The following is a 20,414-nucleotide window of genomic DNA, read 5'->3' as shown; positions in this document are numbered from 1 at the left end:
CTGGAGTCTAACGCCCCCGACCAGCAGTTTACCACCGCACGGCGCAAGCGCCAAGCAAGGGCTTCAGCGAATCATCGCGCCCGCCCTCATTCATCGACGGCTGCGGATGCGTGGCGACGGCGCTCTGCTTCGATTTCCTCCAAGGTATAATGCGGGGCCTTATCGTCGAACCTGCTCCAGCCGGCCGCCTTATATTTGGCCGCGCGGGCTGCCGCTTCCACAGAACGATTGCGGGCCAGAATGGCTTCGGCTTCATCGATCAGTTCGTCAGCCACCTTCGCGCTGACGAGTGTGCTGCCGCGTCTGACGGCTTCGGCATAGACATGCGCGTCGTCTTCGCTTTCGCCGTGCGCCTGCAGCACGCCGACGATGCCCCCGGTGGCGGCCCCCGCCGCCGCACCAACTCCAGCGCCCAGCAGCATCGTTACGAGCCAGCCGGCGGCCACGACGGGGCCGAGCCCGGGTATGGCAATCAGGCCGACGCCGGCGAGCAGGGCGCCCGCGCCACCGATCAGGCCGCCTGCGGTTGCCCCCTTGCCGATGTCGGCGGTCACGACGTCATCGGGGCCGAGCACGCCATCGGTGTTGTTCGCGATGAGGCTGATGTCGTCCGCATTCACGCCGGCAAGCTCAAGATCGGTAACGGCTTCATGGGCGTCGGCGTAACGGTCGAACAATCGTGTAATCGTCTTGGACATGTCGCTTTTCCTTCAACAATCAGTCGCTCGCGATATTGCCTTTGTAATCAAGCGCGACATGTACGGTCTTGCCCTGGCGGGTGGCCGTCCCCTGCCAGAGCCCGGTGTCATCCTTCTTCAGGGGCGACACATTGGTATAGCCCGCCTTGGCGATCCGGGCGCGGGCCTGCTCCTGCGTGAACGAATTATATCCGGCGGCCAGCGCAGAGCCCTCTTTGACTCCGCCGAGCTTTACCGCAGGATTGAGCGGCGCATTATACACGACCGCCGGCGGTGACGACTGCGCCCAGGCCCCCGAGGCAAGCAGGGCTATGGTCAGCGCTGGAAGAATTCGAATCATCATGTGCTCCATCGTGGCGAGCGCCCAACGATCCGCCCCGGCAATGGCTCCGGGCTTCGGAAAAAAGCGGTCCCCACATCTTGATCGCTTCCGCAGCCGACAGGGAATAGGCAATTTTCCGGAAGGTGCGCCGGTGATGCACGCCCGCTTCCCCGATCGCCGCCTTGTGGCGGTGGCGCCGACCTCAGAGGATCTCGCGCACTTTTTCAGGCGGCCGGCCCAGCCGCACGCCCTTGTCGGTAGAGACCAGCGGCCGCTCGATCAGGATCGGCTCCGCCGCCATCGCATCAAGGATAGCGTCGTCGCTCGCTCCGGCGAGCGCCTTGGCGCCGGGCTCGGCGGTGCGCAGTCCCTGGCGCGCGGTCATCCCCGCGCGCTTATACCAGGCCGCAATCTCGGCGCGGGCCGGCGGGGTCTTGAGATATTCGACGATCTCCACGTCGAGGCCGGGCGCCTCCTGCAGGATCGCCAGCGCCTCCCGCGATTTCGAGCAGCGCGGATTGTGCCAGATGGTCGCCTTCATAACCGTGTCGTCCTTCGAAAGATCGATCAGGCCTCGTTCTCGCGCGCAAGCCAGTCTTCGAGCCACTTGATCGTATAGTCGCCTCGCTGGAATTCCGGGTCCTCGATCAACGCCTGGTGGAGCGGGATCGTGGTCTTGACACCCTCGATCACGAACTCCTCGAGCGCGCGGCGGAGGCGTCGGATGCAGCCGGCGCGGTCGCGGCCATAGACGATCAGCTTGGCGATCATCGAATCATAATATGGCGGGATGCGATAGCCGGCATAGATGCCGCTATCGACGCGCACATGCATGCCGCCGGGGGCGTGGAAGCTCTTCACCGTGCCGGGCGAGGGCGCGAAGGTGCGCGCATCCTCGGCATTGATCCGGCATTCGATCGCATGGCCGCGAAATTCGAGGTCTTCCTGTTTCACCGACAGCGGCTTGCCCTCGGCGATGCGGATCTGTTCGCGCACCAGATCCATGCCGGTGATCGCCTCGGTCACCGGATGTTCCACCTGCAGCCGGGTATTCATCTCGATGAAGTAGAATTCGCCATTCTCGTACAGGAATTCGATCGTGCCGGCGCCGCGATAGCCCATGTCGGCCATCGCCTTGGCGACGATCGCACCCATTTCGCTGCGCTGGGCATGGGTGATGACGGGGGAGGGCGCCTCCTCGAGCACCTTCTGGTGGCGGCGTTGCAGCGAGCAGTCGCGCTCGCCGAGATGGATAGCGTTGCCGTTGCCGTCGCCGAAGATCTGGAATTCGATATGGCGCGGATCGCCAAGATATTTTTCCATATAGACGGTGGCATCGCCAAACGCCGATTTGGCTTCGGAGCCCGCCTGCTGGATCGCGGTTTCGAGCAGCGCGTCGCTCTCGACGACCTTCATTCCGCGGCCGCCGCCGCCTGATGCCGCCTTGATGATCACCGGATAGCCGATCCTGGCCGCGACCTTCTGTGCTTCCTCGAACGAGCTGATCGGCCCGTCGGATCCCGGCACCAGCGGCAGGCCGAGCTTGGCCGCCGTCAGCTTTGCCTCGATCTTGTCGCCCATCGTGCGGATATGTTCGGGCTTCGGGCCGATCCAGATCAGATTGTGCGATTCAACGATCTCGGCGAAGCGCGCATTTTCGGAGAGGAAGCCGTAACCCGGATGGATCGCGTCGGCGCCCGAAATCTCGGCGGCGGCGATGATGCTGGGGATGTTCAGATAGCTATCGGTCGCCGGCGGCGGGCCGATGCACACCGATTGATCGGCCAATCGCACATGCATCGCATCGGCGTCGGCGGTCGAATGCACGGCGACCGTCTGGATGCCCATTTCGTGGCAGGCGCGGTGGATGCGAAGCGCGATTTCCCCGCGATTGGCGATCAGGACCTTGGTGATGGCCATATCTTACTCGACGATCACAAGCGGCTGATCATATTCCACCGGCTGGCCATTTTCGACGAGCACGGCCCTGACGGTGCCGGCGCGCGGCGACGCGATGCTGTTCATCACTTTCATCGCCTCGACGATCAACAGCGTCTGGCCGACGGCGACCTTGTCGCCCACCGAGGCGAACGGGCGCGAGCCGGGTTCGGCCGAAAGATAGGCGGTGCCGACCATCGGCGACTTGACGGCACCGGGATGATCGGCGGCATGCTCTGGTGCGGCGGGCGCCGCTGCGGCGGGAGCAGCGACGGGCGCCGCGGGGGCTGGCTGGGAATAGACCGGCGCGGCGGCGGCTACCGTGATATTGCGGGCGACGCGGATCTTGCGCTCGCCATCCTGCACCTCGATCTCGGTGAGGTTGGTTTCGTCGAGGAGCACGGCAAGCTGGCGAACCAGTTCGGGATCAACCTGCATTGCGCTACCCTGGATGTGTTCAGACATTGGCAATTCTCGTTCTGGATAGATCGAATATGGTGTGATTGGCGCCGCTACTGTCAGAAGCCGGCGGCTGCGTCCAGCGCCAGCATATAGGATGCCGCGCCGAAGCCGGCGATCGTGCCCTTCGCGGCCTGCCCCACATAGCTGATATGGCGGAAGGCTTCGCGTCGGTGCGGATTGGAGAGATGAACCTCGATCACGGGAACGTTCACGCCCTTGATCGCATCGTGAATCGCGATCGACGTGTGGGTGAAGGCGCCGGCATTGAGCAGGATCGCCCTGGCGCCGGTGGCGCCGGCCTCCTGGATCCAGTCGACCAGATGGCCTTCGTGGTTCGATTGGCGCATGTCGATCTGGACGCCGAGTTCGAGCGCGCGATCCTCGAGCCGGCCGGCGATATCGTCGAGCGTATCATGCCCGTAGATTTCCGGTTCGCGCGTGCCCAGCATGTTCAGGTTCGGGCCATTCAGTACGAAGATGATCGGGCGATCGGCCACATGGTCCCTTTCCATTGCGATACGGCGACCGGCTTTCCTATATGGCGCTCGCCCGCAAAGCGCAAAGCGATATGGGCGGGATCCAAGCGAAGGAGCATGGCATGACGGCGGACGGCACGATCCAGGTGAGGATCAACGGCGAACATCGCCGCGTCATGTCAGGCATGACTATCGCCGAACTGGCGAACGACCTAGGGCTCGATCCCGCCAAGGTGGCGGTCGAGCGCAATCTGGAGGTTGTGCCGCGCTCGACGCTGGGGCAGGTGCGGCTGGAGGATGGCGACGATCTCGAGATCGTCCATTTTGTCGGCGGTGGAGATCATGCGGTGTCGGTGAATGAAAAGATCGATGACGATAGCTGGACGGTGGCGGGGCGCACTTTCCGCTCGCGGCTGATCGTCGGCACCGGCAAGTACAAGGATTTCGCTCAGAATGCCGCTGCGGTCGAAGCCAGTGGCGCGGAGATCGTGACGGTCGCGGTGCGCCGCGTGAACATCGCCGATCCGAAGGCGCCGATGTTGACCGACTTTATCGATCCGAAGAAGATCACCTACCTGCCGAACACCGCCGGCTGCTTCACCGGCGAGGACGCGATCCGCACCCTGCGGCTGGCGCGCGAAGCCGGCGGCTGGACGCTCGTGAAGCTCGAAGTGCTGGGCGAGGCGAAGACGCTCTATCCGGATATGGTCGAAACGCTGCGCGCGACCGAGATCCTGGCGAAGGAAGGCTTCGAGCCGATGGTCTATTGCGTCGACGATCCGATCGCTGCCAAGCGGCTCGAAAATGTCGGCGCGGTCGCGATCATGCCGCTGGGCGCGCCGATCGGTTCGGGCCTCGGCATTCAGAATCGGGTGACGATCCGGCTGATCGTCGAGGGCACGAATTTGCCGGTGCTCGTCGATGCGGGTGTCGGCACCGCCTCAGAGGCGTCCTCGGCGATGGAACTCGGCTGCGCGGGCGTACTGATGAACACGGCGATCGCCGAGGCGAAGAACCCGATCATGATGGCCTCCGCGATGAAGCTTGCGGTCGAAAGCGGCCGGCTGGCGTATCGGGCAGGGCGGATGGGGCGCCGCATGTATGCCGATCCGTCGAGCCCGCTGGCGGGGTTGATCTGAGCGGGCGGAATCCGGCCCTGCATGATCGGCTGCGGGCTGATGCCGGATGAATCATGCATCGTCGGCGGGACTTCTCGAACCCGTTTCTCCCTAAGTAGCAGGCCTGTAAAAGAGCCTGTGTTCGTCAAGTAACCCTGAATGATTAGTCTGTCGTCAGGAACGTGCTTCTGCCCGTGACCTGCGGGTAGGATGCGACAACGCGGCATCAGGATCTTCTTTGGGCAACCCATTTCGGCGTCTGAAGAAATCACTCAGGGGAGTTTCCCCGAATTCAATGTCTCAGGCGAATGCGTGAAGCCGGCCCGCGCGATCTGCTCAATTGTCGGAAATACCGATCTGCAACGGCTTCTGCCACCGGTCATCGACGCAACATCTCGCGCGACAGCCCGAAGAAGCGTGGGGCGCAATCTGTACGTTGATGGAATAAACTTGCAAACGGGCAGCATTGTGCCACCCAATTGCAAACAACGATAAAGTCGCAAGCAACAATAAAGCCTGGGAGACGGAGATGTCGAAGAGCCTCTTGGTGGGGATACCCTGCGTGGTGATGGCGTTTGTCGGATCTGCGCAAGCGCAGACGGCTGCGCCCGCGAATGAGCAGCAGGGCGATGGTATCCAGGAGATCACCGTGACCGCGCGGCGTGTGTCGGAGCGGCTGCAATCGACCCCGGTGGCCGTCACGGCCGTCACAAGTGCCGCGATCGACAAGGCGCAGGTCACCAATATCGATCAATTGCAGCGGCTGGCGCCGGGGCTGGTGATCCAGCCGACGACATCGCAGGCCGGATCCGCATCGCTCTCGATGCGCGGGCAATCCTCGACTGACGCGCTGCTGGCGAACGATCAGGCGATCGGCGTCTATCTGGATGGCGTCTATATGGCCCGTTCGTCGGGCGCCCTGTTCAATCTGGTCGACACCGAGCGTGTCGAAGTGCTGCGCGGGCCGCAGGGCACTTTGTTCGGGCGCAACACCACCGGCGGCGCGATCAACCTCATCGCCAAGAAGCCGACCGGCAATCTCGAAGGCATGGTGCGCCTGCGTTACGGCAATTTCGATACGCGTGAAGCGGTCGGCGTGCTGAATGTGCCGCTGATCGGCGATCAGCTCGCGGTCCGCGCCGTTTATCAGCACAGCCAGTATGACGGCTATGGCCGTGACGGTATCTCCGGCAACCGGATCGGTGGCGACAATACCGATCTCGTCCGCGCATCGCTGTTGATCGCGCCCTCGGACCAGCCGTTCCACGTTTTGATCCAGGCCGACTATACCGATCGCAGGACCGGCGGCGAGATCGTCGGGCTGAAATCGTTTACGCCCAACGCAACCCTCAACGCGCTGATCGCTTTATGTTCGGGGCCTTCCGCCGATCCGCGCTGCCCGGTCAAGACGCCGGCGGGCGACAGCCTCGCCCGTTATGCCACCGATGTGATCGGAAAGGGCAATTTCTACACATCCTACAGCTACACCCCGTCCCAGTTCGGCAACGCCAAATCCGGCGGAGTCAGCGGCACGCTGGACTATGCGCTGGGCCAGGACATCAACCTCAAGTCGATCACCGCTTATCGTGGGGTCAAAACCGCCTCGCTCAATCCCTTTGCCGGTTCGCCCTATCTCCTGACAGGCCCGCTACTGGCGCCGGTCGAGGGCAATTTCATCAGGCAGAGGCAGTTCTCGGAAGAATTGCAGCTGACTGGAAAGGTCTTCGCCGACAAGCTCGACTGGATCGTGGGTGCGTTCTATTTCACGGAACACGGCTATGATCACTCGCGGTCACGGTCGCTTTATCCTCTCAGCACCGCGCTGAACTATCTGGACGCGAACGTCAGGAACAAGAGCTACGCGGGTTATGGCCAGGCGACCTATCACATCACCGATGCCATCCGCATAACCGGCGGCCTGCGCTATACCGAGGATCATCGTGAGGCGGTTCGCTTCAACCGGTCCGAACGACCGGCGGCGAGCGGGACATTCGTTTGCACCCTGGTCCCTGCCACGATCGACGCGGGAACGACCTGCCAGGCGACCAATACGGCGACGTTCGACTATTTATCCTATACCGCCGGGGTGGACTGGCAGATAAACCGCAACGCCTTCGTTTACGCCAAGACCAGCCGGGCCTATCGCTCGGGTGGCTTCAACACCCGCGCCGTCCTGGGTGGCCTGGCGGCGGGCTTCGGGCCGGAGCGGGTGACCGACTATGAAGTCGGCGCCAAGCTGGACCTGCTGGACAGGAAGCTGCGCTTCAACGTGGCGGCCTATATGAGCCAGTATAACGATATCCAGCGGGGCATCCCCATCCTGACGCCGGGATCGCTGGTCCTTGCCTCGGGCACCCAGAATGCCGCGAAGGGGAAGATCCACGGTGTGGAAGCCGAGCTGACCGTCCTGCCGTTCCGCGGCTTCCAGCTTGGAGTCAGCAGTTCCTATCTCCATACGAAGTACACCGACTTCACGATCCTGACCTCGGCGACGACGAGCACCGACGTCAGCGCAACTCCTTTCCCCTTTGCCCCCAAGTTCAGCTATTCGATCGACGCGGACTACACCGTTCCGATCGGCGCGGTTGAGCTGAACCTGCACGCCGATTATTCGCATCGTACATCCACTTTCACGCAGACATTCCCGTACATCGGCCCTGGCCTGTTCGGTGCGACCCACCCCGATGTCGGCCGGATCGCCGGCTACGGACTGCTGAACGGGCAGGTGGCGCTCGCCCTTCTCGACAAGAAGCTCGAAGTCGCGTTCTACAGTCGCAATATCCTCCAAAAGAAATATTATTCGCGGCTGCTGAGCCTTGAGGATACGGCGCTGGGCACGACATCTTACCTTCCGGGAGAACCGCGGACCTATGGCGTGCGGACAACCTATAAGTTCTAGGCGCGGGATCGATTTGGTTGCTTTCGGCAATCGAGCTCGATGGATTCAGGGCGATGCGAGAAAGCGGTGCCAGGCGCAGGGGACGCCGATGTGGTAATGCTGGCCACACCGCTATAGGTGGTGCCTCGCAAATTCAGGCAATTCAGGCAGACGCATGGCCCGCAAACATTCGAAACACGATCCCTATGGCGATCTGCATCGCGATGATGAGGGTCCGGTAATCGTGCCATCCTGCTGGCTGTGTGGCCGGCTTACGGGCAAGACCATCGTCTGGCACCATCCCATACCCAAGAGCCGGGGCGGGCGCGATGTCGTGCCGATGCACCCCGTTTGCCAACAGACGCTGATCGCCAATTTCACCAATTCCGAACTGCAGCGCCATGGAATGGATGTCGAGGGGCTGCTGGCGAACCCCAACGTCCGCAAATTTGTCGATTGGGTGGCGAACAAGGACCCCGATTTCACAGCGACCACGGCGAAGAAGCAACGCTGATCGGGCTGCCTCTACCACAAGCCGCATAGGCAGAAATCGAGCTGCTCGATGGGAGGGAAATCCGATGCCAACATCACTCTACGACCTCAGCGTGCCGACATTCCTGCAGACTGTGAGGTCCATCGGAGGGTTCCTCGGCGGCGCGGCGACATATTGCGCGGAGACGGGGGCCGATCCCGATAATTTCGTAAACCTGCGCCTCTTCGAAGACATGGCACCCTTCCATTTTCAAATCGAAGCGGCGTGGCACCATTCCGTGTGGGGGGTGGAGGCCCTGAAAACCGGCATGTTCGCCCCGCCGGCCCTGGTCGGACCCGTCCCGTTCGCCGATCTGCAGGCGATGATCGGCAAGGCGAAAACCGCGCTGGAGGCGTTCACGCCCGACGAGGTCAACGAATGGGCGGGCAAGGAACTGGACCTTCAGATCGGCCCGCGGAGGCTCGCCTTCACGTCGGAGACCTTCATCCTTTCCTTCTCGCTGCCGCATTTCCATTTCCACGCGGTTACCGCTTACGACATCCTGCGCTCGCGCGGCGTGCCGCTCGGCAAGCGGGACTATGAGGGGCAGTTGCGAACCAGATCGGCCTGAAACGGTAGCCCGATATGCGAGGCGGTTTTCGAAGAGAGAGCACCTTCTAAATCACCCGTGGCGGCCGCTTGGATTGTGCAGACATGGTGCCTGTGTGCGGTCGTCTCGTCGACCGGGGCTTTCCGCGGCGCCGATCATTATGGATATGGTCATTCCTTGCCCGCCGCGGCCTTCCATTCATGTAAGGAGCATCCCACGATGCCACCCGGACCGCTGGCGGAGCAACTGCCGATGCCGGATGCACCCGCGGTCAGCGCTCGTACGTCGTTCGATTTCGCGATCCCAACGGCCACGTCGTCGCGCAACGGCAATCGATTTGGGTCTGCTTTTTTTGTGCTACCGCAAACCATGATGTCTTCGGAATTGCGATCGGCATGGCATCTTGCCAACCCGAACCCGGCCGAAGGCTTGATCTTGGCCAGATCAAATTTGATGGGGAGGTCAAGGATTTCCGGCGGTGTCTGGCCGGGCGTCTCTACGTTCCCGATCAAGCATAGCGCAACGAAAAGCGCGCGCATTGCAGCCCTGAAATGTGCCCCGCGAACTGGACTATTCATGTCACGAGAGAACCTGGGTCAAGGGTGATGGGGCAAGCGGTCCATTACGGCATATCAGCATTCTGTGCCGAACTATTCCGAAAGAATGAACCTGCTGTACGCGGCCGACGCCGTTGTCGCTTATGCCGCTGGCCTCACTGCGTCAGATGCGCGGTGGCGACTGCCTTCTGGAACAGCGCCGATAGCGCCGCCGCAATGTCGCCGTCGGTTGTCACCTGATAGAACAAGCCCGGCGAGGCGCAGGCGGTCAGTGCCGGGGTTATCTTGTCCGGCACCAGAAACGGCGTCTTCACATTGGCGACGGACCAGGAATCGGATGCCGATGCTGGCAGATATTGCGTGTTGAGGATGGCGATGCGGATGCCGCGATTCTTGATGGTCGTGCATTGTGCGCCGGGGATCGGCCCCATGACGCGGCCGCCGCTGACATTCTCGTCGCGCATGCCATCGGTGATCACGAACAGGATCGCCTGCGGCGTGTCGCCGGGGTTGGTGGTGCCGCTGCCCGGCTTCGTCGGCATATTCGCGAGCGCGCCGGTGAAGGCGGCCGTGAAATTGGTGCCCATGTCGCTATCGCTCGTCCCGCACACGCGCTGGTTGTTGCGGCAGTAGGTAAGCACCTTGGCATCGGTCACATGGCTGCTGACCTGGGTCAGGTTGCTGTCGACATAGACGCCGCCGATCGCCGAGGTCGGCCAGATCTGCCGGAACATATAATCGAAATCGAAAATGCCCATGCGATAGCTGGCATGGTTTGCGGCCGACGTTGTTTGCGCGTCGGTGGTCAGCTGCTGCACCGCGCTCGTCACCAGATCGGTCCGCAACGCAATGCCGTTGTTGCGTGCGACCTGGTAGTTATCGAGATAGACGCCGCCCGATTGCGGCGTGCCGCCGGGGTCGCTCGATGTCGTGCTGGTCTGATGGCAGGCGAAGGCGCAGCCCTTGGGTGCGATATCGCCCTGTGCCGATGTCGCGGCGATCATCGATGCCAGCCCGCCCGATGTCGCGGGCAGCAGCATCGATGGTGACGTATCCAGCATCAGGTAGAAATCGATGCTCGGCGCCACCGCGCTGTTCGCCTGAGACGAGCCTTTGACGGTCAGCGAGTCCATGCCGAGGATGCCGCCAAAGGCATTCTGCGATTGCATGCGATAGGTGACGGAGGCGGTGCGGCTGTAGCTGGCGGTCGTCGAGCTGCTCGCCCCGCCGTTGGCGCAGGTCGTCGTCGTCGATCCGCTGGTCGGGGTGGCGCTGTCGGCTATGGTGATCGTGAGCTGCGCCGGATCGCTGTCGTTCATCACCAGCCCGCCCAGGCTCGTTGCCTGCGCGACGAACATCTTGCGGGCAACTGCACAGGCGGTGGCGCTCGACTGGTTCATCATCGGCTGCGTCACGGCTGCCAGCGCGGCGGCATCGGCGGCGGCGTTGAGCTTGGTCTGAATCCGCATGGCGCGGCTATAGTCGATCCCCATGCCGGCCGCGAAGGTCAGCGGCAGGAGAGCGGCAGCAACGATCATCAGCACATTGCCGCGCCGGTCCATCGCCAGTCCAGCCAGGAAAAGGCGGCAGCGGGCCTGCCACACGCGCAACGTGGCTGCCATCGTGTGGGAGCGTTGGCGCGGGCGCATCATTGCAGCTTCACCGATGAAGAAACGCGCGGACTCATATAGACCGTGTCGGCCAGCGCGATGGGCGCGAGCAGGCCGTAGCGGGCAATCGGCGTATAGGTGTAGCTGACTTCGGCGTAGATCAGATAATTGTCGTTCACCAAGATCGCCGCTGGCGGTGTAACGGTGGCGCCGCTCACCAGCGCGGATCCGTTTTTCGCGCGGCTCCACATCACGGTCGTTGTCCCGTTCTTGTCGGTATAGAGTTGCGATACGCGGAACAGCGCATTGGCGGCGTTATACGGGGCTAGGATTTGCGCCGATGCCGACAAGATCTGATCGGCGTCAGCCGTGCCGAGCGTCGAATATTGCGATGTCAGGTCTGCTATGGCCCGGGTGGTGACGGTGACCTTGCGATTGCAGGCCAGCGCATCCATCAACTGATAACTGCCGAGATAGAGCAGGGCCAGGAATGGCAGACAAAGCGCGAATTCGACCACGGCCATGCCCTGAACGTTGCCAGCGATCCTGCGCAGGAAGCGAAAGCCGATCATCAATAGGGCTCGGTCTTGGCAACCGACGTCGCGATCAGCAGCTTTTGCGTGCCGGATGCATCGTTGAGGGTGAAGCCCAGCGGGCCGGTCGGCAGCGGCCAGAGATAGAGGAGGCGGAGCACCACGATGTCGCCCGCGCCGCCCACGCTGTAATTCCAGCTGTTGGTGACCTTGCCGGTCTTGTCGAACGTGATGGTGGGCGCACTGGTATTGACATTGGCCAGCGATGACGCGGTCTGCGCGTCGACGATCAGGTTGCTGCACGCCAGATAGGGCGGCAAAGCGGCGCAGGCGGTTTGCTGGAACTGGGCTTGCGTCATGCCGGCATTCTGTGCCTGGCCGGTCATGATCTTGCGTGCCGCGACGTCGAGCGCAGTCTGCAAACCTTCCTGCGCAAAGAAGACGAGGCTGGTTTCGGTGACGGCCAGCAGCAGCGCGAACAGCATCGGCGCGATCAGCGCGAATTCCAGCGCCGCTGCGCCGCGCTGATCAGCATGCAGGCGCAGCGCTGGCTGCGCTGAAGCGCTTCGCTCACCCCGCCTCCGCCTGCTTCGCGCACCCGTCTTCATAACCGCAATCCATGACCTCTGACACGCACATCGGGTGGCATCGTCCCGCAACGCGGGCGCATCGTCGATCGTCCGCATACCCGAATTCCGGCTCAAATTTCCGGCTGGGTCTTGGCGGCAGGCATAAGCCGTCTTGCTTAAGAAATTGCTTCAGGCCGAAACCTTATGAGACCGCTTCCGGCCCATATGCCCAAAATTAAGGGATTATGCAGTCTGTCGAATAGCATAGGGTGCCATACCCCCCAACCGTCATTCCCGCGAAAGCGAGAACCTACAGTGACGGCACGCCGGAATCAGCAGCTGCCTCCGTCCATGGGTCCCTGCTTTCGCGGGGGTGACAATGAAGAGTTATCTGGGAAGTGGCATATGGCGGATGACGGGCAAGTCAGAGCTACGCGTGGCGCGAGCCCTTTTGGAGCGCGTTGAGGCGCGATATCAGTTGCTGGCAACCAGCGCAGGCTTGCCTTCGAACACCGGCTCGCCGCGGCCCTCGATCACGATCTGGAGATGCTCGACCCGCGGTGGCGAGAGGAAATAGGGGCCGCACAATTTGCGCCAGGCGATGAACGATTCCGAATTGCGGAATTCGATCATATGATCCTCGATCGTGTCCCATTCGACGAACAATTTGTATCGCGAAGGCTGTTCGATCGATCGGTGGAGGCGAAAGGCATGGCAGCCCTTTGACGTCAGGAACAACTTCATCGCCTGCCGGGCCGCGTCCTCGAACGCCTTTTCCTGCCCGGGCCTGATATCGAGCTCTGCCAGTTCCTTGATCATCCTGCCCTCCGGTTTAGCATCTGTTCGGGGAACTGCGCTTGTGGGTCAAGGACTCAACAGCGATTTCTGGATATTGTTGCAAGAATATCGTGCGTTTCTTTGCATTTGTGCGGTGCAGCATGGGGATTCGCGCATTTTCATGCGCCGTGGCGCTGCTCGTCCATTGACCGGTCACAGGTGGGGTCGTTACACCAAGAGCGACTGATCCTCGTGTCGGAGAGATGCATTGTCGAAGATTTTCTCCTCCGCTGCAGCCGCTCTCGAAGGTTTGCTGTTCGATGGAATGACGATTTGTTCGGGCGGCTTCGGCCTGTGCGGGGTGCCCGATCGGCTGATCGACGCGATCGTGGCGTCGGGGGTCAAGGGCCTGATTGTTGCATCGAACAATGCCGGGATCGATGGCGAGGGGCTCGGCAAATTGCTGCGCACCCATCAGATCGCGAAGATGATCTCCTCTTATGTCGGCGAGAATAAGGAATTCGAACGGCAATATCTGTCGGGCGAGCTGGAGGTCGAATTCTGCCCGCAGGGCACTTTGGCGGAACGGATGCGCGCCGGCGGCGCCGGCATCCCCGGCTTCTATACCAAGACGGGCGTCGGCACGCTGGTGGCCGAGGGCAAGGAAACGAAGGAGTTCGACGGCGAGACCTACGTGCTCGAACGCGGTATCCGTGCCGATCTGTCGATCATCAAGGGGTGGAAGGCGGATGAGAGCGGCAACCTGATCTTCCGCAAGACCGCGCGCAATTTCAACCAGCCTGCGGCCACAGCCTCGCACCACACGGTGGCCGAGGTCGAGGAGATCGTGCCGGTCGGCAGCCTCGATCCCGATGCGATCCATGTGCCCGGCATCTATATCAAGCGGCTCGTGCTCGGCGCGCCCTATGACAAAAGGATCGAATTCCGGACGGTCCGGCAGAGGGAGGTGGCATGATGGCCGCGGAAATCAAAGGCTGGGATCGCAACCAGATGGCGGCGCGCGCCGCCCAGGAATTGCAGGACGGCTATTATGTCAATCTGGGCATCGGCATCCCCACGCTGGTCGCCAACAACATTCCCGAAGGGATGACGGTCACCCTGCAATCGGAAAACGGCATGCTCGGCATCGGCCCCTTTCCCTATGAAGGGGAGGAGGACGCCGATCTGATCAATGCCGGCAAGCAGACGATCAGCGAACTGCCCTCGTCGAGCTATTTTTCGAGCGCGGACAGTTTCGCGATGATCCGCGGCGGCCATATCGATTTGACCGTGCTCGGCGCGATGGAAGTCGCCGAAAATGGCGATATCGCCAACTGGATGATCCCCGGCAAGATGGTGAAGGGAATGGGCGGCGCGATGGATCTCGTCGCCGGGGTCAAGAAGATCATCGTGGTGATGGAACATACGTCGAAAAATGGCGATCCCAAATTCATCCCGGCCTGCACCTTGCCGCTGACCGGCAAGAATGTCGTCGACATGATCGTCACCGATCTGTGCGTGTTTCAGCGGCCCGATCACAAATCGCCGTTCAGGCTCGTCGAGATGGCGCCCGGCGTGACCGCCGAGGACGTCGCCGCCAGGACGACGGCGCATTACGCCGCCTGAATCTTCCTCGCGACGCGCGCACGGCGCTCGCGGTGGCCCATTTCGATCCTCCCCCGCCAGGGGGAGGTGGCGCCGGAGGCGACGGAGGGGGCGGGCAGAAGCGACTTTCTGGTTGCGGGAGCGCCGCCGTCCTCCCCCTCCGTCAGCGCTTAGCGCTGCCACCTCCCCCTGGCGGGGGAGGATCGGAATGGACGGCCGCTAGGGGCAGACCGTGCCTAACCTGCGATGAGGCGTGGCGGTTCTTTGCCGCCAACCGGCTCCCGCGATGCTATGCCGCGTCTCCTTTGGCCTTTCAGGGTTTCCTATCTCGTTCATGCCTGATCCCAAAAACATAAAAAATCCCTCCGTCGATCCCGATGCACCCGTACCCGCCGTCGTTTCGGTCGAACGAGGCTTGGTGGTGGCGGGTGCTGTGCTGCTGACGCTGCTGATCGCATTCATCGCCGTGGGCGGCTTCTATCTGCGCTCGTCGCCGGTCGCGCCAAAGCCTGTCTTCAAGCGGCTGTCGATCGATCTCAGCCGCATCGGCATCACCAAGAGCGGCCCGACGCGGATCGATTATACCCGCCTCGATGCGCGGATGAAGCGGCTGGCCGAGCGCAAGTCGGTGGTCGGGGTCGCGATCGTCACTATTGAAAATGGCGAGATCAGCTTCGCCAAGGGCTATGGCGTGACGACCGACGGCGGCCCGCCGGTGACCGCGCATACCGTGTTCCGCTGGGCATCGCTGTCGAAGGGGGTCGCGGCGACGCTGCTCGCGAAGATGGCCGAGCAGAAGAAGTTGTCGCTCACCGATCCGGTGGCGCGCTGGGCGCCGTCGCTGAAGCTGCCGAAGGGCAATGAGCGGATCGCGACCGTCGATAATCTGCTCTCGCAAAGTCTCGGCATCGTCAAGAATGCCTATGATTCGGATCTGGAGGACGGCCAGGATCCCAAGGCGATCCGCAGCCGGTTAAGCGCCCTGTTCGCGATGTGCCCGCCCGGCAAATGCTATGGCTATCAGAATATCGCTTACGATGCCTCGAGCGAGATCGCCGAACATGCCGGCCATGCGCCTTATGGCACGCTGGTGCAGGATCAGCTGTTCGGTCCGCTCGGCATGCAATCGGCCACCACATCGAAGGCAGGGCTCGAATCCGCGCCAAGCTGGGCGCGCCCGCATGACGGCCGCCGCGAGAAGACGGTCAGCGACGCTTATTATCGGATACCGGGCGCCGGCGCGGTCAATTCGTCGATCATCGATCTCGGCCTGTGGATGCGCGCGCAGATGGGGGAGGCGCCGCGCGTGCTCTCGCCCGCCGTGCTGCGCACCCTGCACACCCCGCGCATCCGCACCTATTCCAGCCACGCACTGCGCGATTGGGATCGGGCGCTCAAGGAGGCGTCCTATGGCCTCGGCTGGAGGATCTATCATTATGCCGGGCGCGAGGTGATCGGCCATCGCGGCGCGGTCGACGGCTATCGCTCGCTGATCCTGTTCGATCCGGTGCTGAAAGCGGGTGTCGCGATGCTGTGGAATTCGAACGCGGTCGAACCGACCGGCATGCAGCTCGAAGTGCTCGACATGCTCTATCGCCAGCCGTTTCATGACTGGCCGGGGCTGGATAAGTGAGCGGATAGCGACGCCCATAGCCTTGGGGCATGTCCCGGCAGGCGTTGCAAAATCTAGTGGTTTCGCCTAGATATGGCGCATGGACCGATCGATCAGCGCCAGCGAAGCCAATCAGCATTTCTCCGAACTGCTCCGCAACGTCGCGGATGGCGAATGCTTCACCGTGACATCGCGCGGGCGCCCGGTCGCGCGGTTGCTTCCGATCGATCGGGTGCAGGAGCAGCGGGCGGTCGAAATGTTGCTCGATTTCGTCGAGCGGTTGCCGCGCCGCACCGCGGGCAACTGGTCGCGCGACGATCTCTACGAATGATCCGCATCGGGCTTGATACGAACATCCTCGCTTATCTGGCCGGGGTCCAGCGCACCGCTGACGATGAAGAGAAGATCGCCAGGACGCGGACGATCATCCGCCGGCTTGCGGCGGGCGCCACCCTGATTGCGCCGGCGCAGGCGCTCGGCGAACTGTTCGTCGTCCTCCGGCGCAGCGGCGCATCGCCCGAAGATGCACGCGCCATCCTGATCGAATTTGCCGGGGCATTCGGAACATCCGCTTCGGAGGATCGAACCGCGCTGGCCGCCGCCGATCTCGCCGTCGATCACAAGCTGCAATTCTGGGATGCGCTGATCCTGACCGCAGCAGCCGATGCCGGCTGCGCGCTGCTGCTATCCGAAGATATGCAGCATGGCTTCGTCACGCGGGGGCTGACGGTCGTCAACCCGCTCGCCGACAAACCGCATCCGCGGCTGGCGGCGCTCGTCGACGAGGCCCGATAGCCCGCTATTCCACCATCAACGCCTGCCGCAACGCTCGCCGCCAGCCGCGCAACAGCGCCTCGCGGCCATCGGCATCCAGAAGCGGCGCGAACCGGTCGATCCGGCGCGGTAAGGCGGCGACGCCGTCGCACCCGTTCCACAGCCCCACCGTCATCCCCGCCAGATAGGCCGCGCCCAGCGCGGTCGTCTCCAGCACCGCCGGTCGCTCGATCGTGAGATTCAGGATGTCGGCCAGGAACTGGCACAGCCAGTCATTGGCGGACATGCCGCCGTCGATCCGCAGCACATCGGGCCGTTTTGCGCCGTCGCGCGCCATCGCGTCGATCAGGTCGGCGGTCTGATATGCGACCGCCTCCAGCGCCGCGCGGGCGAGATGCGCGGCGGTGGTGCCGAGTGTCAGCCCGGTGATCAGCCCGCGCGCATCGGGTTCCCAATGCGGCGCGCCCAGCCCGACGAAGCCGGGCACCATATAGACGCCCCCATTGTCGGCAACACGGGTCGCCATATCGTCGGTCTGCGACGCATGGGTGATCAGCCCGAGCCCGTCGCGCAGCCATTTCACCGCGGCGCCGGCGACGAAGATCGATCCCTCGATCGCAAAAGTCGGTCGCCCGTCGAACCGATAGGCCATGGTGACGAGCAGGCGATTGTCCGACGTGACGGGCACATCGCCGATATTGAGCAGCATGAAGCAGCCGGTGCCATAGGTCGCCTTCGCCTCGCCCGCCGCAAAGCGGGTCTGGCCGATCAGCGCGGCATGCTGGTCGCCCGCCATGCCGGCGATCGGAATCGGCGCGCCGAACAGATCGGGCTCGGTCTCGCCGAACAGCCACGCATTGTCGCGCACCGCGGGCAGGATCGCGGGCGGGATGCCGAACAGCTCCAGCAGATCGGGGCACCAGTCCTGCCGGTGGATATCGAACAACAGGGTGCGGCTGGCATTGGTGGCGTCTGTCGCGTGCACCCGTCCACCGGTCAACCGCCACAGCAGGAAGCTGTCGATCGTCCCGAACGCCAGTTCGCCGGCCTCGGCCCGCGCCCGCGCGCCATCGACATGATCGAGCAGCCAGGCGAGCTTGGTCGCGCAGAAATAGGCATCGAGCAGCAGGCCGGTCCGCTCATGGATCATCGGCTCATGCCCCGCCGCCTTCAGATCCGCGCAGAGCGGCGCCCCGCGCCGGTCCTGCCAGACGATCGCATTGTGGATCGGCTTGCCGGTCGCCCGGTCCCACAGCACCGTTGTTTCGCGCTGGTTGGTAATCCCGATCGCCGCGATCGCCGCCGCATCGAGCCCGGCTTGCGCGATCGCCGCGCGCGCGGTGGCGATCGTGTCGCGCCAGATATCCTCGGGATCATGCTCGACCCAGCCGCTCTGCGGATAATGCTGCGCGAATTCAGCCTGTGCAGTCGCGATCGGGCTGCCGGCGGCATCGAAGACGATGCTGCGCGTCGATGTCGTGCCCTGATCGATCGCCAATATATGCCGCTTCCCGATCATCTCCGCTCCGCGCTGATTTTATCCTCATGCTGGACTTGCCTCCTCCGATCCGCAAGCCGGGCGGCACGTCAAATTCCTCCCCGAGCTTGGCTCGGGGAGGGGGGCGTATGCTCGCAACATGCCGGCGGCATGTTGCGGAAGGAGCCGGCTGCAGAGCAGCCGTGCCCGCGTAGCGGGTGGTGGAGGGGCCTGCGGAACGGTTGCGCATTGCCCCTCCGTCAGCGCTTCGCGCTGCCACCTCCCCGAGCCAAGCTCGGAGAGGAATTGGTTCCGCTCACGCAAGGCTACCCCCCCGCGCCGGCCAGCCGCTTCTCCAGCTTCGCCCGCGTCGCAGCGCCGGTATGCAGCCCGATCTTCGTCCGCCGCCACAATATATCGTCGGCGGTCCGCGCCCATTCCTGCGCCACCAGATAATCGACCTCGGCCGCGTGCAGCCCGCCGCTCATATCCTCGCCCAGATCGTCGATCGACCGCGCATCGCCGATGATCCGATCGATCCGCGTCCCATAAGCCCGCGCCATCCGGAGCGCCATCGGCCCCGGCAGGAACGGCCAGCGCGCCCGCACGCCGGCCACAAAGCCATCGAAATCGCCGCCCGCGATATCCCCGCCGGGCAGCGGCGCATCGGCGGTCCACGCCGGCCCCATCGCGGGCAGGAACGGCGCCAGATCGGTCAGCGCATGTTCGGCGAGCCGGCGGCAGGTGGTGATCTTGCCGCCGAACACCGACAGATATTGCGGGCCCTCGTCACAACCGAGCTTCAGCACATAATCGCGGGTGACCGCCGATGCGTCGTCCGATCCGTCGTCGAACAACGGCCGTACCCCCGAAAAACTGTGCAGCACATCGGCCGGGCCGATCGGCGCGGCGAAATATCGGTTCACGCTCTCGCACAGATAGGCGGTCTCGTCGGCGTCGATCGCGGGCGCCTGCGGGTCGGCGGAGAAGGGCACGTCGGTGGTGCCGATCAAGGTGAAATCCTGCTCATAGGGTATCGCGAAGACGATCCGCCCGTCCGGATTCTGCAAGATATAGGCATGCTCGCCCCGGAAGCGCCGGCCCACGACGATATGGCTGCCCTTCACGAGCCGCGGCGGCCGCTCTGGCGCGACCCCCTCGGTCAGCCCCAGCACCTGCCCGACCCACGGCCCGGCCGCATTGACGATCGCCCGCGCACGCACCGCCTGCGCGCCGCCGCCATCGCGGATCGTCGCGGACCAGACCGCGCCGTCGCGGCGGGCCGCGACGAAGGCGGTGCGCGTCCGGATGTCGGCGCCACGATCGGCGGCATCGCGCGCGGTCAGCGCGACCAGCCGCGCATCGTCGACCCAACAGTCCGAATAGACGAAGCCCTTGGCCGTCTCGCGCTTCAGCCCGTCGCCATAGCCGCTGCCGCTTAGCCGCACCGCCTTCGATCGCTCCAGCGTCCCACGGCCGCTGAGATGATCGTAGAGGAACAGGCCGATCCGGATCAGCCACCCCGGCCGCCCGCCCGGCGGCTGCGGCAACACGAAATGCAGTGGCCGGATCAGATGCGGCGCAATCCCCAACAACCGCTCCCGCTCGCCCAGCGCCTCTCGCACCAGCCGGAATTCATAATATTCGAGATAGCGCAGGCCGCCATGGATCAGCTTGGTGCTCGCCGACGAGGTATGGCTGGCGAGATCGTCCTTCTCGACGAGCAGCACCGAGAGCCCCCGCCCGGCGGCATCGCGCGCGATCGCGGCACCGTTGATGCCGCCGCCGATGATGAGGAGGTCGTGGAGGGGTTTTTCGCTCCCGTCATGGAGTTGGGCGTGGGGTGGGGAATCCATGCGCTGGCAGGCCGCTATCGCCCCGCCACGAGCGTAATGAGCGGCCCGGATTCGACGACGAACAGCCTTA

The 20,414-nt window shown here is 63.5% G+C and carries 22 protein-coding genes; 9 read left to right on the top strand and 13 right to left on the bottom strand.

The features are described 5' to 3' along the window. Nucleotides 1-86 precede the first annotated feature (86 nt). The 6 genes from BLS13_RS10050 to aroQ all read right to left on the bottom strand — a co-directional run bounded on the left by BLS13_RS10050 (nucleotide 87) and on the right by aroQ (nucleotide 3,917). A complete protein-coding gene (locus BLS13_RS10050; protein ID WP_093451809.1) occupies nucleotides 87-698 on the bottom strand; it encodes a hypothetical protein in 612 nt (203 codons plus the stop codon). A gap of 19 nt (nucleotides 699-717) precedes the next feature. After that, nucleotides 718-1,038, bottom strand: a complete 321-nt coding sequence (locus BLS13_RS10045; protein ID WP_256325800.1) for a hypothetical protein — start codon at nucleotides 1,036-1,038, stop codon at nucleotides 718-720. 184 nt (nucleotides 1,039-1,222) lie between these two features. Further along, entirely contained in the window at nucleotides 1,223-1,561 is a 339-nt protein-coding gene (gene arsC / locus BLS13_RS10040; RefSeq protein WP_093451806.1) for an arsenate reductase (glutaredoxin), read from the bottom strand. A gap of 26 nt (nucleotides 1,562-1,587) precedes the next feature. Next, on the bottom strand, nucleotides 1,588-2,940 hold the full coding sequence (gene accC, locus BLS13_RS10035) for an acetyl-CoA carboxylase biotin carboxylase subunit (RefSeq protein ID WP_093451805.1): 1,353 nt from the start codon (nucleotides 2,938-2,940) through the stop codon (nucleotides 1,588-1,590). 3 nt (nucleotides 2,941-2,943) lie between these two features. Further along, nucleotides 2,944-3,423: an acetyl-CoA carboxylase biotin carboxyl carrier protein gene (gene accB, locus BLS13_RS10030; RefSeq protein WP_176943529.1), complete on the bottom strand. Its 480-nt coding sequence runs from the start codon at nucleotides 3,421-3,423 to the stop codon at nucleotides 2,944-2,946. Between the two features lie 53 nt (nucleotides 3,424-3,476). After that, nucleotides 3,477-3,917, bottom strand: coding sequence for a type II 3-dehydroquinate dehydratase (gene aroQ, locus BLS13_RS10025; protein ID WP_093452007.1), 441 nt, complete (start codon nucleotides 3,915-3,917; stop codon nucleotides 3,477-3,479). A gap of 101 nt (nucleotides 3,918-4,018) precedes the next feature. Between aroQ and thiS the strand changes: the two genes are divergently transcribed. The 4 genes from thiS (at nucleotide 4,019) to BLS13_RS10005 (ending at nucleotide 8,995) form a co-directional block, all read left to right on the top strand. Beyond that, nucleotides 4,019-5,035, top strand: coding sequence for a sulfur carrier protein ThiS (thiS, locus tag BLS13_RS10020; protein WP_093452009.1), 1,017 nt, complete (start codon nucleotides 4,019-4,021; stop codon nucleotides 5,033-5,035). A 508-nt stretch (nucleotides 5,036-5,543) separates the two neighbouring features. After that, complete coding sequence (locus BLS13_RS10015) at nucleotides 5,544-7,913, top strand: TonB-dependent receptor (protein WP_093451802.1); 2,370 nt, start codon at nucleotides 5,544-5,546, stop codon at nucleotides 7,911-7,913. A gap of 154 nt (nucleotides 7,914-8,067) precedes the next feature. After that, the gene (locus tag BLS13_RS10010; RefSeq protein ID WP_093451801.1) at nucleotides 8,068-8,406 is read left to right on the top strand and encodes a hypothetical protein; all 339 of its coding nucleotides are present in this window, start codon (nucleotides 8,068-8,070) and stop codon (nucleotides 8,404-8,406) included. Between the two features lie 64 nt (nucleotides 8,407-8,470). Beyond that, nucleotides 8,471-8,995, top strand: a complete 525-nt coding sequence (locus BLS13_RS10005; protein ID WP_093451799.1) for a DUF1993 domain-containing protein — start codon at nucleotides 8,471-8,473, stop codon at nucleotides 8,993-8,995. Between the two features lie 149 nt (nucleotides 8,996-9,144). On the opposite strand, the gene BLS13_RS10000 is transcribed toward BLS13_RS10005, so the two are convergent. From BLS13_RS10000 to BLS13_RS09980, 5 genes are all read right to left on the bottom strand, one after another. Further along, complete coding sequence (locus BLS13_RS10000; protein ID WP_093451797.1) at nucleotides 9,145-9,513, bottom strand: hypothetical protein; 369 nt, start codon at nucleotides 9,511-9,513, stop codon at nucleotides 9,145-9,147. Between the two features lie 173 nt (nucleotides 9,514-9,686). Further along, nucleotides 9,687-11,153, bottom strand: a complete 1,467-nt coding sequence (locus tag BLS13_RS09995; RefSeq protein WP_256325799.1) for a TadE/TadG family type IV pilus assembly protein — start codon at nucleotides 11,151-11,153, stop codon at nucleotides 9,687-9,689. Between the two features lie 26 nt (nucleotides 11,154-11,179). Next, nucleotides 11,180-11,713, bottom strand: a complete 534-nt coding sequence (locus BLS13_RS09990; RefSeq protein WP_093451796.1) for a TadE/TadG family type IV pilus assembly protein — start codon at nucleotides 11,711-11,713, stop codon at nucleotides 11,180-11,182. Next, on the bottom strand, nucleotides 11,713-12,282 hold the full coding sequence (locus tag BLS13_RS09985; protein ID WP_176943528.1) for a TadE/TadG family type IV pilus assembly protein: 570 nt from the start codon (nucleotides 12,280-12,282) through the stop codon (nucleotides 11,713-11,715). The genes BLS13_RS09990 and BLS13_RS09985 overlap by 1 nt, the downstream gene beginning before the upstream one ends. A gap of 435 nt (nucleotides 12,283-12,717) precedes the next feature. Beyond that, nucleotides 12,718-13,062, bottom strand: a complete 345-nt coding sequence (locus BLS13_RS09980; protein ID WP_093451793.1) for an antibiotic biosynthesis monooxygenase family protein — start codon at nucleotides 13,060-13,062, stop codon at nucleotides 12,718-12,720. Between the two features lie 226 nt (nucleotides 13,063-13,288). Between BLS13_RS09980 and BLS13_RS09975 the strand changes: the two genes are divergently transcribed. The 5 genes from BLS13_RS09975 to BLS13_RS09955 all read left to right on the top strand — a co-directional run bounded on the left by BLS13_RS09975 (nucleotide 13,289) and on the right by BLS13_RS09955 (nucleotide 17,032). Beyond that, the gene (locus BLS13_RS09975) at nucleotides 13,289-13,996 is read left to right on the top strand and encodes a CoA transferase subunit A (RefSeq protein WP_093451791.1); all 708 of its coding nucleotides are present in this window, start codon (nucleotides 13,289-13,291) and stop codon (nucleotides 13,994-13,996) included. Beyond that, nucleotides 13,996-14,646: a 3-oxoacid CoA-transferase subunit B gene (locus tag BLS13_RS09970; RefSeq protein ID WP_176943538.1), complete on the top strand. Its 651-nt coding sequence runs from the start codon at nucleotides 13,996-13,998 to the stop codon at nucleotides 14,644-14,646. The genes BLS13_RS09975 and BLS13_RS09970 overlap by 1 nt, the downstream gene beginning before the upstream one ends. Before the next feature lie 313 nt (nucleotides 14,647-14,959). After that, nucleotides 14,960-16,258 carry a serine hydrolase domain-containing protein gene (locus BLS13_RS09965; protein WP_093451789.1) on the top strand — a complete coding sequence of 433 codons (1,299 nt, stop codon included), beginning with the start codon at nucleotides 14,960-14,962 and terminating at the stop codon, nucleotides 16,256-16,258. A 79-nt stretch (nucleotides 16,259-16,337) separates the two neighbouring features. Then, nucleotides 16,338-16,568 (top strand): type II toxin-antitoxin system Phd/YefM family antitoxin, encoded by a 231-nt coding sequence (locus tag BLS13_RS09960; RefSeq protein ID WP_093451787.1) that lies wholly within the window; start codon nucleotides 16,338-16,340, stop codon nucleotides 16,566-16,568. Next, nucleotides 16,565-17,032, top strand: coding sequence for a PIN domain-containing protein (locus BLS13_RS09955; RefSeq protein ID WP_218123263.1), 468 nt, complete (start codon nucleotides 16,565-16,567; stop codon nucleotides 17,030-17,032). The genes BLS13_RS09960 and BLS13_RS09955 overlap by 4 nt, the downstream gene beginning before the upstream one ends. Nucleotides 17,033-17,036: 4 nt before the next feature. On the opposite strand, the gene glpK is transcribed toward BLS13_RS09955, so the two are convergent. Both glpK and BLS13_RS09945 read right to left on the bottom strand, forming a co-directional pair. Continuing rightward, on the bottom strand, nucleotides 17,037-18,530 hold the full coding sequence (glpK, locus tag BLS13_RS09950) for a glycerol kinase GlpK (RefSeq protein ID WP_093451786.1): 1,494 nt from the start codon (nucleotides 18,528-18,530) through the stop codon (nucleotides 17,037-17,039). 284 nt (nucleotides 18,531-18,814) lie between these two features. Next, on the bottom strand, nucleotides 18,815-20,344 hold the full coding sequence (locus tag BLS13_RS09945; RefSeq protein WP_093451784.1) for a glycerol-3-phosphate dehydrogenase: 1,530 nt from the start codon (nucleotides 20,342-20,344) through the stop codon (nucleotides 18,815-18,817). Nucleotides 20,345-20,414 lie beyond the last annotated feature (70 nt).

The sequence above is a fragment of the Sphingomonas sp. YR710 genome (assembly GCF_900101455.1).
GTDB lineage: Bacteria > Pseudomonadota > Alphaproteobacteria > Sphingomonadales > Sphingomonadaceae > Rhizorhabdus.
Note: the sequence above shows the minus strand (reverse complement) of the source record. Positions and strands in the feature narration are given on the sequence as shown.

Excerpts from the sequence above, each read along its gene's own strand:
- BLS13_RS10050 (WP_093451809.1), bottom strand. The coding sequence starts at position 698 with ATGTCCAAGACGATTACACGATTGTTCGACCGTTACGCCGACGCCCAT.
- BLS13_RS10045 (WP_256325800.1), bottom strand. The coding sequence starts at position 1,038 with ATGATTCGAATTCTTCCAGCGCTGACCATAGCCCTGCTTGCCTCGGGG.
- arsC (WP_093451806.1), bottom strand. The coding sequence starts at position 1,561 with ATGAAGGCGACCATCTGGCACAATCCGCGCTGCTCGAAATCGCGGGAG.
- accC (WP_093451805.1), bottom strand. The coding sequence starts at position 2,940 with ATGGCCATCACCAAGGTCCTGATCGCCAATCGCGGGGAAATCGCGCTT.
- accB (WP_176943529.1), bottom strand. The coding sequence starts at position 3,423 with ATGTCTGAACACATCCAGGGTAGCGCAATGCAGGTTGATCCCGAACTG.
- thiS (WP_093452009.1), top strand. The coding sequence starts at position 4,019 with ATGACGGCGGACGGCACGATCCAGGTGAGGATCAACGGCGAACATCGC.
- BLS13_RS10015 (WP_093451802.1), top strand. The coding sequence starts at position 5,544 with ATGTCGAAGAGCCTCTTGGTGGGGATACCCTGCGTGGTGATGGCGTTT.
- BLS13_RS10010 (WP_093451801.1), top strand. The coding sequence starts at position 8,068 with ATGGCCCGCAAACATTCGAAACACGATCCCTATGGCGATCTGCATCGC.
- BLS13_RS10005 (WP_093451799.1), top strand. The coding sequence starts at position 8,471 with ATGCCAACATCACTCTACGACCTCAGCGTGCCGACATTCCTGCAGACT.
- BLS13_RS10000 (WP_093451797.1), bottom strand. The coding sequence starts at position 9,513 with ATGCGCGCGCTTTTCGTTGCGCTATGCTTGATCGGGAACGTAGAGACG.
- BLS13_RS09995 (WP_256325799.1), bottom strand. The coding sequence starts at position 11,153 with ATGGCAGCCACGTTGCGCGTGTGGCAGGCCCGCTGCCGCCTTTTCCTG.
- BLS13_RS09990 (WP_093451796.1), bottom strand. The coding sequence starts at position 11,713 with ATGATCGGCTTTCGCTTCCTGCGCAGGATCGCTGGCAACGTTCAGGGC.
- BLS13_RS09985 (WP_176943528.1), bottom strand. The coding sequence starts at position 12,282 with ATGAAGACGGGTGCGCGAAGCAGGCGGAGGCGGGGTGAGCGAAGCGCT.
- BLS13_RS09980 (WP_093451793.1), bottom strand. The coding sequence starts at position 13,062 with ATGATCAAGGAACTGGCAGAGCTCGATATCAGGCCCGGGCAGGAAAAG.
- BLS13_RS09970 (WP_176943538.1), top strand. The coding sequence starts at position 13,996 with ATGGCCGCGGAAATCAAAGGCTGGGATCGCAACCAGATGGCGGCGCGC.
- BLS13_RS09965 (WP_093451789.1), top strand. The coding sequence starts at position 14,960 with ATGCCTGATCCCAAAAACATAAAAAATCCCTCCGTCGATCCCGATGCA.
- BLS13_RS09960 (WP_093451787.1), top strand. The coding sequence starts at position 16,338 with ATGGACCGATCGATCAGCGCCAGCGAAGCCAATCAGCATTTCTCCGAA.
- BLS13_RS09955 (WP_218123263.1), top strand. The coding sequence starts at position 16,565 with ATGATCCGCATCGGGCTTGATACGAACATCCTCGCTTATCTGGCCGGG.
- glpK (WP_093451786.1), bottom strand. The coding sequence starts at position 18,530 with ATGATCGGGAAGCGGCATATATTGGCGATCGATCAGGGCACGACATCG.
- BLS13_RS09945 (WP_093451784.1), bottom strand. The coding sequence starts at position 20,344 with ATGGATTCCCCACCCCACGCCCAACTCCATGACGGGAGCGAAAAACCC.